Source organism: Mucilaginibacter sp. GW821-FHT07G05 (genome assembly GCF_059418565.1).
This window is the reverse complement of record NZ_JBWKQC010000003.1, coordinates 534,868-546,508: the sequence shown is the minus strand read 5'-3', so window position 1 is coordinate 546,508 and position 11,641 is coordinate 534,868. Positions and strand designations below refer to the sequence as shown.

8 protein-coding genes are annotated in these 11,641 nt (G+C 42.5%); all 8 read right to left on the bottom strand.

The genetic code is table 11. The features are described 5' to 3' along the window. Nucleotides 1-26: 26 nt before the first annotated feature. The 8 genes from AC07NA_RS10630 to AC07NA_RS10595 all read right to left on the bottom strand — a co-directional run bounded on the left by AC07NA_RS10630 (nucleotide 27) and on the right by AC07NA_RS10595 (nucleotide 11,607). Nucleotides 27-1,652 carry an MBL fold metallo-hydrolase gene (locus AC07NA_RS10630; RefSeq protein WP_494897549.1) on the bottom strand — a complete coding sequence of 542 codons (1,626 nt, stop codon included), beginning with the start codon at nucleotides 1,650-1,652 and terminating at the stop codon, nucleotides 27-29. After that, a complete protein-coding gene (locus tag AC07NA_RS10625; RefSeq protein WP_494897548.1) occupies nucleotides 1,645-2,373 on the bottom strand; it encodes a thioesterase II family protein in 729 nt (242 codons plus the stop codon). The genes AC07NA_RS10630 and AC07NA_RS10625 overlap by 8 nt, the downstream gene beginning before the upstream one ends. A gap of 127 nt (nucleotides 2,374-2,500) precedes the next feature. After that, on the bottom strand, nucleotides 2,501-3,604 hold the full coding sequence (locus AC07NA_RS10620) for an acyltransferase family protein (protein ID WP_494897547.1): 1,104 nt from the start codon (nucleotides 3,602-3,604) through the stop codon (nucleotides 2,501-2,503). Nucleotides 3,605-3,757: 153 nt separating this feature from the next. Beyond that, nucleotides 3,758-4,306, bottom strand: coding sequence for a WcaF family extracellular polysaccharide biosynthesis acetyltransferase (locus tag AC07NA_RS10615; RefSeq protein WP_345210294.1), 549 nt, complete (start codon nucleotides 4,304-4,306; stop codon nucleotides 3,758-3,760). Between the two features lie 181 nt (nucleotides 4,307-4,487). Then, nucleotides 4,488-7,820, bottom strand: a complete 3,333-nt coding sequence (locus AC07NA_RS10610) for a FlgD immunoglobulin-like domain containing protein (RefSeq protein WP_494897546.1) — start codon at nucleotides 7,818-7,820, stop codon at nucleotides 4,488-4,490. A 116-nt stretch (nucleotides 7,821-7,936) separates the two neighbouring features. Further along, complete coding sequence (locus AC07NA_RS10605; protein ID WP_494897545.1) at nucleotides 7,937-9,037, bottom strand: acyltransferase family protein; 1,101 nt, start codon at nucleotides 9,035-9,037, stop codon at nucleotides 7,937-7,939. Nucleotides 9,038-9,059: 22 nt separating this feature from the next. Further along, the gene (locus tag AC07NA_RS10600; RefSeq protein WP_494897544.1) at nucleotides 9,060-10,229 is read right to left on the bottom strand and encodes a glycosyltransferase; all 1,170 of its coding nucleotides are present in this window, start codon (nucleotides 10,227-10,229) and stop codon (nucleotides 9,060-9,062) included. A 19-nt stretch (nucleotides 10,230-10,248) separates the two neighbouring features. Then, on the bottom strand, nucleotides 10,249-11,607 hold the full coding sequence (locus AC07NA_RS10595) for an O-antigen ligase family protein (RefSeq protein ID WP_494897543.1): 1,359 nt from the start codon (nucleotides 11,605-11,607) through the stop codon (nucleotides 10,249-10,251). Between the last annotated feature and the right edge of the window lie 34 nt (nucleotides 11,608-11,641).

Below are 11,641 nucleotides of genomic sequence, written 5' to 3'. Positions count from 1 at the left end.
TTAAATGTTCAAAAAAGGTGCGCCAGCTATTCTTGTTCCGCTAAGCTGCCTGCATTCATTTCGTATAAAAGCTCCTTTTCGCCATATAAGCGTTCGGCTATAATGCCGCGTTCGGTGCATAGTTTCACCAATTTGTTCGATTGTACAATCGGGTTCGATTCATCGGTGTATTTAATACTGCTGATAAACTCCACCCAAGGCTCCTGCCCCATGGCGTATACATAAATCTCTTTCGGATTAAAGATATCTACCAGTGCCATGCCCTTATCACAATCAGAACCGGCAAGCCGGCGGCTGCCGTCCATATCACGTGGCAATTTCTTAGTAAGCAGCGGGCCATATAACCAGGTCAAAGGCGCGCCGTCGCATTCCATGCCTATAAACAGCACATCGGCATCGCCAATATGTTTATGAATAAGTTCGTATAATCTTGGCTCAACAATGCGTGAATCGGCCAGGAAAAGGAGCTTAAAATCGCCCACTTTTACCAGGTAGCAGCATTTGGTCAATATATTCATATCGCTGTGCTCGCCAATAAATGGCAGGGCAGTAATAATGGCATCGTTGAAATGAACAGGTTCCATCTCGTCCATACCTATCACGTTTTTGAAACCGATATTGCTGAACATCAGCTTCAGGTCGGGATCTTCCAGCTTGCCGCTTGATGTACGCGGAACAATCAGGTTCTTTATTTTATGCCTCAAGGGCAGCAAAGTTTCAAACAGGATGTGATCTTGATGATTGTGAGTGATCAACACATAATCAATAGTATCAGGCAAATCGATATCCGAAAAGCGTGTTACGTCAGAATCATAACCATAATAGCTGATCAGCGGATCAACCAGTATGCTGATGTCTTTGGTTTCAACCAGGATACAGGCATGGCCAAAGTAGCGCATGCGTATTTTATCGCCGGTATATTTTTCGTACGGAGGCGGAACGGTTTCGGTAAAGAAGGTTTCAAACAAGGCTTCCTGATCGGGCTTAATACCGCATAGATTTTTGATGTACTCGTAGCTTTGCGGTACACGTTTCATTTTCGAAAGCTCATCTATACACTCATGCTCAAAAGGCACCTGTAAGTCTAACACATGCGATTCTTCAAGGCGTGGTGTGCTCAAACAAAACGGGCGCTCATCGTTATCAGTTAACCATAAGGCTATGCTTTGCGAACTTTTGTTATAAAACTCGCTTTGGTATAATAAGGCTTCAAAAAATCTGAAACCCGGGTTGTTATTACGGTCGTAATACAGTTCTACAAATCCCCTCAAAATATCGGGGACTTTAGGATAAAGGTCTTCCAAACCGTAACCGGTGGCTTCAGCAGTTAGTAACCTATCAAGCGATTTAATGGCTTTGGCAAACTCAATTACCCGATCTTGTTTTTTGTATGATTGCGCTTCCAGCTCGCGAACTTCATCTACACGGCCTCCGCCAAAATCCATAAACGGACCGCCCTTCATTTTAGGGTTAAGCACCGCGCTGGCGTGAATGGCCGGCGCCGACAAATACGACTCGATGATAGCCAAATGCCTGCCTACAATATTCATTGCTGCCGTTGCCGGCGATATTAAATGGCTCCAGGCATACCATTTATCTACCAATGGTTCAAATACCACGTTTGGTTTAAGATATACTTGTTTATTATCCATGATAGGGCGATTTAATAAGTTTACTGATAGTGTTTTGTATGGTTTGCAGTATAGCTGCCTGGTGCTGTAGTATAAAGAAGTGGTTGCCCTCCATCTCTATAAATTCAACGCCGCTGTTGCTTTCTTTTTCCCAAAGCAATATTTCTTCTTTTTCCAGGTCTTCATCAGTACCGGTAATAACCGTTAACGGGATGTTGAGTGCTGGTTTATCGATATAATTATAGGTTTCGCTGAGTTTAAAATCGTTACGCAGTATAGGTTCCAGAAAGTCGAGCATGTCTTCGCTCTCCAAAATTTCATCGGGCATACCACCCAGCGATTTCACCTCTGCTATAAATTCTTTTTTAGGTAACAGATGCCGCTTCTTAGTTGTTCGTGAAGGGGCTGATGGACCGGGCGTACCTGTAATGAAAATATGTACAGGCAGTGGTTGGTTGTTCTCTACCAGTTTTAAGGCTAACAGGTAGGCCAGCATTCCGCCTAAGCTATGCCCGTAAATAGCGTATTCGCCTTTATGAATAATGGTTTGCGCCTGTTTGTAAAGATCATCAACAATAGCACCGGCATCGGCACATAAATCTTCATTTATTCTTGTTCCCCTGCCCGGATACTCAAAAACCATCACATTAAAAATGGATGGTATAGTATTAAATAACTCACGATAAGCATATTTACTGCCACCTGCGAAAGGCAGGCACAGTAAATTTATTTTTTTTTCCATTCAGGATGCAAAAGCCTAAAAACGGCAAGGTAAATTGGATGAAAGAAATTCTTAATAAACTCGACCCGACGGATCGCATAGGTAGTTTATAAAGATATTATTTATACCGTAATACTGCAAGCCCTTTTTAAACACTTGCTACAACCATTGGTTTGGGTTTTCGTATAAAACGGTTCTTTTGGTTCAAAAATGGCATTTCGATAAGATAATATGATATATGGGCTATCACAATTACCAGGCAAATATTTTGCGGAAACTGGTTAAACCAGTAATTGATCTTATTATTTAAAAATAGTTGCTGCCATATATATAGCGAGTACGATAACACACCGATATGTGTAATTATTTTGCTGTTAAGAAATACAGCTACTTTTGAAGGCACATAAATGCTCCAGAATATCAGGATCATGATCAACAAGCTCTCCAGATTGGCACCAATGGGTAACTTATAAGCCCCCTGAAAACGGTGATCTAACATCGGCGAAATAACAAAAACGAACAGACCGATGAACGCGATAAGCGCGGTGTTGTTAACCAGTTTCATTACTTTATCTCTGAAGAAAGCGGTGTTCTCTATCAACGCGCCAAGGCAGCCCATCAATATGATGCTCCCACCCGAGTGCAGCATCATCTCTATTTGTCCGCGGCTATCGGGCATAAAATAATAAGTAGCCAGCCTCACCACCGGTGCGGCAATTATAATACCGATAACCAATTTTTTTAATGTGCTTACATTTAATTTGATAAAGGTTATTGGCCATAAAAGATAAAACTGCTCTTCCATGGATAGCGTCCAGAAGTGACCAAAAAACCATACCACGTTGCCGTTTGTGGCTTTAGGCACAATAAACCAATGCGCGTAATTCCACAAAAAAACCGATGCGAAACCAATCCACTCATAACTTTCAAAAAGCTCCGGAATGAAAAAGTTTTTAAGTACGATAAGGGTTATAATATACAGGTAAAATACCGGAAATATACGGAAAGCCCTGCGGATGTAGAAGTTCCTTAAATTGATGCCCCCTGTTTTATCTCTTTCGGTGATGAGTATTTTAGTGATGAGGTAACCGCTTATCACAAAGAAGATACGCACCCCTAAACGGGCATTGGCAAAAAACGGAAATGCACTGTTATCGGTTACAATTGGGCCTATGGTATCGGCACAATGACCAAGTAAAACCATAAAAATTGAAATCGCGCGTATCCCGTCGAGGCTTTTAATTCGATGCATGTGTAACTTAATTGTGAAAGATTGTTCGAGTAAATATGCTTGTTATCTTTTAATAAATAAAATAACAAGTAGTACAGGTATAAGTAAAGGTTACAGATAGAGAAGGTATATTACAGATCCGAAAATGAATCAACAGAAATTGAAATGAGTGGCTTAATCTTCAAATTTTCGCGTACGTGCAAACGTAGCGGGGTTGCCTGAGTAAATGCTCCAGGCATCCAGGTTTTTATTAGCAACAGAGTTTACCGTTAAAATAGCGTGCGACTTGCAAACCACTCCGGGGCATACGGTACTTTTGGCACCAATCCAAACCCCATCTTCCAGTTCAATGCCACCTAAACGGTACGGAAAATCGCTCTTTGTATAATCGTGGTTACCGGTAAGCAGCAGCGCCTCCTGCGATATGCAAACGTTATTGCCTATGGTTACATTTTCCAGGTTATCTATCCATACCGATTCGCCTATCCAGCAATGATTGCCAATAGTTAATCGCCATGGGTTTTTGATACGTACGCGGGTTTTAATCACCAGCCCATCGCCCACTTTTGCGCCGAAAGCGCGTAACAAGAAAATTTTAAACTTATAAGGCCACGGAAACGAGCTGTTAAAAATATAGTAATTGATAAAGTACCATACGAGTACTTTTATTTTACTACCATTTTTATAATCGCCGATGGTAAAGGTGGAAAGGTTGGTTGGCATAGAGCAACAGATATAAATGCAGCAGTTAATATCCGGCCAAAGCCGAATTTACCACATTGTAAATTTAGAAAAAAGTGTATTACGCGGTCATAAATGATTATCTATTCCGCCTGAAGGTATTATTAAAACAGTAAGCAGGTGCGTGATGCACCTGCTTACTGTTTGCAATATTTTTATCAGCCTATAAGGCTATGTGTGTATTCTTTTCGATACCGGCTACTGTAAATGCTTGTTTAACAGAAGGGGCCGGTTTGTATGCCGAGTTACCTAATTGTGATGCGTTAACTACCACATCACCTTCGCCTGTTATGGTAACGGTGTTTTTATCAATTACCGCCGGGCCTGATACTAAGCTAAAGCTAACCGGCATGTTGTTGGTTGATGACGCGATGAGGTTAAATGGCGCATCGCCCAGGCTTTTGATGCCTACCGGTTCAAACGTAATTGCTTGTGGTGTAGCGGTATTAACAAAACGCATATCTTTAAAACCAAAGTTACGCCCTGTTGGGTTAACGCCGCCTGTAATATATGCTCGCATTGTTTTTGGCGATGATACATTGGCCGTGGCATCAAAAGGTGGAACCGTTACTGAATAACCGGCATATTTAATAATTACCGATCCTTTGCTTCCTCTTATTTCCAAAGGTTGCAGTTTTTGCATTAAGGGGGCAATAAAGCTATCGTTTAAACCGGTTACCAGTACTTTACTGTTACCGTAAATGGTATTTTTAGTTTGACCGGGAGTTGATGAATGCGCCCAAACATTACTGATACGTACAATGATCTTCCCGGTGTTATCCAGTACATCAAAATATTGTTTCATTACGCCTTGCTGATCAGTAAGGTAATACGATATTTCGCCGTTGAGTGCCCAATATTCCAGTTTGTTATTATTACCCAGGTCGCGGTTAACGCTAAAAGTACCCGTTTCTGATTTACAAACTATATATACATCCGGGTTATCCCGTTTATCAGATACAAGCGCGTTAGTTCTCACATTCCAGCCTGTTTGCTGAGTTGCGGGGCTCATGGTCCAGCCTGCTGTGTTATTTACCAACGGCTGATCATAAGGTAAGCCCACCATCAAATCGGTACCGGGTGCTACAATGGCCGCCACTTTATCCGAAGGATATTTTATAGGCACATTCAGCAGCTTAACAGTAGTTAAACCACTTATAGTCCATTTGTGCATGCCGCCATGAAAGCTCTCATCGCCATGGAACAGGTATGCTTCATCAGCACTGTTACCTTTTACCAATTGAGGCGACAACGCGTTACCCGCCATCATTGCCGGGGCTTGTTCGCCATTGTGCTGGCCAACGGTACCAAATTGCCCTATAGCTAAACCATTATCAAAATAATGGTTGTACATATTGGTTTGTGTACCTTTCCAAAACTCGCCATGGTAACCGGTAATAATATTGTTGTTTAACACCATGGCAGAACTGCCTGCATTATTGTTAACCTGGTTACCTATATCGTATAGGTCGGGCTCGGGATAAGCGCCCTTATAACTTATATGTGTTGCTTTGGCGGTTTTCCATAAATAATCTTTACCGCCTTTTTGCATGGCACCTAAATGGAAGCCTGTATTGATCACTACAGTTGGGCGGATACTCAGCTCAATACCATAATCGTAAAACACAACCTTGCCCGATGAGGTAAGATATGTGTTTCTAAACCCTTGTTTAGGCAATGGCGACTTGTCGTTCAACATTACCGTACTGCCTAATGATTCGGGCACGGTGTTCCATATAGGATTATTTTGCGCGTCGAAACCTTTAAAGGTATAACGGGTTAAATCATCCATATATAAAGAACCGTCTTTATCCAAGTTACAGTGCTTTTTAACTATACCGGTAAAGCGTAATGTATTGTCTGATTTAAACTCTACCAAATGGTAGTTATCCATTATTCGCAGGAAAGCGAATGTTCTGTTTACACTTCCTGATTTAAGAGTGACCACATTAGTGAACTTGGTAGTACGGTCATAAGCGGTTGATACGTTAGCACCCCAGTTCCTTACCAATTGCCAGCCTGTTTTACCCGTTAAAGGTACAGTGTTATCAACCTTAAATTCGAGGTACTCGGCACCTACTCTTGTATTATCATTTTTATCGGCCCAGGTTGAATAACTTGGCCCCATAGCCATAATAGTTTCAATATGCTGTAATTGAGCCGAGTAGTGTTGCACCCTGTAATTCCCCGGATCATTAACCCAAAAGGAACCATCGGGCTGAAAAGCGATGAACAGGAAGAAACCTGCCGCGCCGGCCGCGTACATTTTACCCCTTATATCGTTAAAATAAAACTTATTGTTATTTACTAAAGAGTTAGGGATGTAGCCGCCTGCTGTACCCAGTATCCATAGCTTGGCGCCTGTGGTGGGGTTAAAGGCCTTTACTTGCTGGCTTGTAAGGGCGCCATCGGCAATGGCAAGCGTATTATTATCTGGCGAAACCGCCATAGCTATCGGCGCAAGTACACTTGATATGGTTAAAACCGGTGCTGATAGTGTTCCGTTAGTATTAACAACGTATTTTGCAACCTTGTTACTATCGGTTACCATCCACAGGTTATCATTGCCATCAACACATAAAAACTTGGGCGCGCTAACAGTTAGATTGGTTATTGCAGCGCCTGTTGTTTTATTTAAAATGGTAAGCCTGTTTAAACCCTGCCTGGCTATAAATAAAAAGTTGCCTTTCTTTTGTACTGCAAGGCCGGTTATGGTTGCTTTTGCCTGGTTAATATAACTAATGGCATTATAGCCCCTGCCGTGTTTTTGGTTGTATTGAACACCTGCGGTAAAAATAACATCGCTATCGTCGGCTATTTTATTGGCAAAAACCCAGGTGTTGGTATTATCATAAGCATCATAACCCGACCAATATACCAGTTTGCCATCACTTGCAACATAATCAATATTGGCGGTGGTAGTACCGGGATTTTTTTCAACATTGATTTTCTTTTGCGGCTGCGATGTAACAAATTTTGCAACAGTTGGGCGACCTTCACTGTAACCGCTGCTGTAGTAAGCAGTATTGTTTATAATGGTCATACCGGTCATAAAGTAGTATGAGCCACGGTGCACGGTGCTGCCGGTATTACTGTCAGACGAGTTTCCGATAATGCCGTTCCATGTATATTTTACATTGTTGGCCAATACTTTGGCTACGTAATCGCCGGCAGGTGCCGGGTTGCCCAAATCATCTTTACCATCCCACTCAATGCGGTAGGTGCCGGTTTCATAATTTTTAGCTGTCCACAGGGTACGTACCAGTATGCTATCTTTGGTATAAATACCTGCACTGGTTTTGGCCGGCTGGGTTAAAGTGTAAGTATTTGCAGCCGGACTGGTTAAATAATTTGCAGATTGGCCAAGAACGGCATTCGGCTTTAAACAAATAACTATAGGTAGCAGATATCCTAAAAATGCTACAACAAGCCTCCAAAACAGCTTTTTTCCTGTTTTTTGAGTGGAGGCGATATGGGTCAGTGGTAATTTACTCATAAACGCTCTTAAAAATCAATTGATTTTCAACCCTTTCTACGTTACAAAGCCACTTAGGTTACTCCGCAAAGTGTAATTTTGACACAATGACCAAAATGACCACCATAAATTAACCTTTATTTTACGTTAGGGGCGGGTTTTAGGTAGGTAATTATTTTTTTAAGCTGATTAAACAGGTTCCTGAAGAGGTTAATCCATATATATCGCTGTTTTTCTAAAAGAAAACCAATAATAGCTGTTACTGCCAATACCGAAAGTGTTGGCTGCCATAACTGCGATACATCTTTTATATGGTTTATAAATATCGCGTCCCAAAGTATCAGTATCGGGTTATGCAGCACATATATCGGAAAGGTAAGATCGGCCGCTATACGGATACCGTTTATCCAGCCGGATGTTTTAGCAGTGGTATCTTTAGGCATTATCCACAAGGCGAAGCCTATGCAAAAGCCAATTATCCAATCGGTAAAAAACTGTGCCGAAAAATACCATGGCGGTGTACCCAGTTTATAAGGTAATGGCGAAATGGATGTAATTAAAAAGAACGCCATAAAAAACATCAGCACAAATAGCAACCAGGCCACCGTGTTGTTAATATTAACACGCTGTACACGGAAAGCCAGGTAACCCATCAGCCATACCGGCATCATCAGCAAAATTTTGGGTCCAGCAATAAGGCAGCCTATTATTGGTATTATGTACGATAGGATGCCTTTCTTTTTATACATCCACAAACCGAAGATAACATAGTACCAAAACTCAAAACTTAACGACCACAGCGGCCCGTTCATTGGCGGAGCAGCCGAAAAGAACCAGATCTCGTTCATGAACAAGCCTGATATGATATATCTTGGTAATGATGCTCCCCTGGTAAACGAAGCATATATTTCGGGCTGAATGGCTTTTAAAACCAGTTCGCATAGCGCGGTTACAATTAAGGCCGGCACAACTACCGAATATAAACGGCTAAAGCGTGCCTGAAAATATTTTGAGCTCCCCCTGTTATTGGTAGTGGTAGTATATGAAATTAAATAACCCGACAGCACAAAGAAGATGATCACCGCGGCATGCGCGATATCATCAAGCTTGTAAGCCATGGTTAATGGGTGAAACCAGTGATAGAACATGTGGAAAACAAGTACTATCAGGGCAGCCAATATCCGCAGGCTATCTAAAATAATGCTGGTATACCCGGCAATTTTTACAGGTTTATTCATGTTTGTTTAGGTTTAAAGCAAGCTACGCAACGTTGGCCGATATTTTTTTGTAGATGCTTTCTATTTTATTCAATGATACTTCAGTGTCAAAACGTTCGGCATTTTTGAGGCCTGCGTTTATTACGTCGGTAAGTTCTGCTGCGGTGAGGCTGGCCACGTGCTCAACCACTTTAGCCGATTCTTTTGCCCAGGCATTTTCGTCTTCCGCAACTTCAGGTTTCCGGTCAATGTAGAAAGCGGCATCCGCGGCAACCTCCGTCATGGGGGCATGATTGGTAGTGATCACCGGGCAACCCGAAGCCATAGCCTCTGCAATTGGCCAGCCAAAACCTTCAGCCAGTGAAGGAAACAATAACATGGTAGCCCCTGAATAGGCCAATTGCAATTGCTCGTCGATTACGGCGGTTAAAAGGTATATATCATTCGCGTAGGCCGATGCCGCTTTTTTACTGTTCAATTCGGCATTAGGCGCTTTACCTACAAGCACTAATGGTAAATTTTTATCGCTTACACTACGCCATGCATCATAAATTGCAATAACACCCGCGCGGTTCTTATACCATTGGTTACCGCCTATGTGCATTATAAACCCATTATTAAGGTTGAGGCCTGTTAAGGTTGATAATGTTGCCCTTGCCTCAGCTTTATCAATTAAATTGAATGATTGATTAAGCCCGTTATATACTACCTCGCTCAACGCGGGTTTAGCGGGTAAAAATTGCTGAAGCAACTCGTTTGTTTTTTCAGATACCGAAATAAAATTCTTCCCTTTGGTATAACCACCCCTGATATATTTTTGATAGATACGCCCGGTGAAACCGGTAGGATTTTCTGGTATATGGTTAAGGGCCGATAGCTGGGCTAAAAAATCGTGGCAGTGTACCACGTGCGCCCTGTTGCTTACCAAAGGCACCCAGGGGCCTAAAGCATGATCGGTAAATACAAATACGGTATCGTTGCCGTAGTTTTTAAGCTTTTTGTTAACCTCCGACGGGAAAACCACAAACTGATCAATATATCCCAGCCATTTTTTTAACGACCCAATTTTAGACCAGTTGAAGAACTTTGGTTTAGGCTGCCATACCTCTACATCGTGGCCGCGTTGTATCATGCCGTCGGCAAGCATTTTTGCAAAGCGGGGCATACTCGCCGATCCCAAAAAATCGGGATGCGTAAAGAAGATAATTTTCAAAATAGTAATGCTTAAGTAACTAAGAATCTTCGTAATCGGTATCTGTGTCCGGTTCTGGTTCCGGCTTAAGTGATGCTACTAATAACCCGGCTATCACAATACCAAAACCAAGTGCCGTAGGTTGTGCCCACGAGCCCATAATAATATTGATAAAAGCGAAGCTGAGCAGCAGCCAGGGCAGAAAATCGTTTTGAGCTAATTTTTTATATGCTCCCCAGGTTAACTTAAGCGCCAAACCTACCCGCATAAATACAATAGTTAAACCAAGTAAGGGGCCAACCTCGCCGATAAGCCTGCCCCACTCGCCTTCTGACAGCAGGAACATACGGGTATTTGACAGCAGCATACTGCCCACATTTGTACCCAGGCCAACACCATAACCCCAAAAAGGCTGATCAGACGATTCTTCCAGCGCGGTAAATAAACCACCGAAGAACCTGTCGCCAATTACCCCTTTAACTAAACCGCCTTCCTGCTCATTAGCCGTATCAAAACGATCAAAGAACGCACCGGTGGCTGTGGTAAAATATTCTGTTTGGCTTAATATGCCCAGTACTATAATACCGGCGATACCGGCAATTACAACTTTGGTAAAGTTTTCAGGTTTGCGCACACTGGCTATTACCGCGAAGGCAACTGTTAAGCTTACCTCAAAAAACAAGGTACGGCTAATAGAGAATGGTATGGCGATAAGCATGGCGCCCGAAGCGGAAATGAGCAGCCATATATTAACTTTTTTTAGATGGAACCAAAAGTATAATACAAAAGGTGCCAGCCAGCCAAAGTACAATGCTGTACCGTTTGTGAAAGAAAAGGTGCCCGGCGGGCGTTTAAAATCGCCCGAACCACTAAAGCCTGCTCCTTCCATATCCCCACCGATACCACGGTTTACCCAAGCCGATTGCGGGCTGTAGAACTGCATACTAATGAGTATGAGCATAGGTAAGGCTATATATAAGGTAACCCTGCCCATCTGTAAAATATCTTCGCGGTCAAACACCCGCCCAATTAAAAATATGAGCGGAAAGTGTATCAAAAATATGCGCGCCCCATATATAGCAACTATTACGTTGCCATGGCCGGCAACCACTGCCAGATAAATACTGATCAACCCTATGATCACCATACCCTTCAGGTAAATGGTAGATGGAAAAAGATTGCGTTGCCAGCCTTCGTATACCAGCCACATGGCTATTGGGTCGCGCACGATAAGCAAGGGAGTGGCCAAACCGGGCAGGAACCATTTACGCAAAGCCCCTTCAAAAATGAGGAGCAAAAAGTAGGCCCATATCGCTTTCTTTAACCACTTAAAATCTGCTGCTGTATCCATACGAGAAACTATGTGCGTATTATTTGCTTCGTAACCGATTGCTTTCATTTCCGGATATCCCCGCAATTTAACGCCCTGAAAA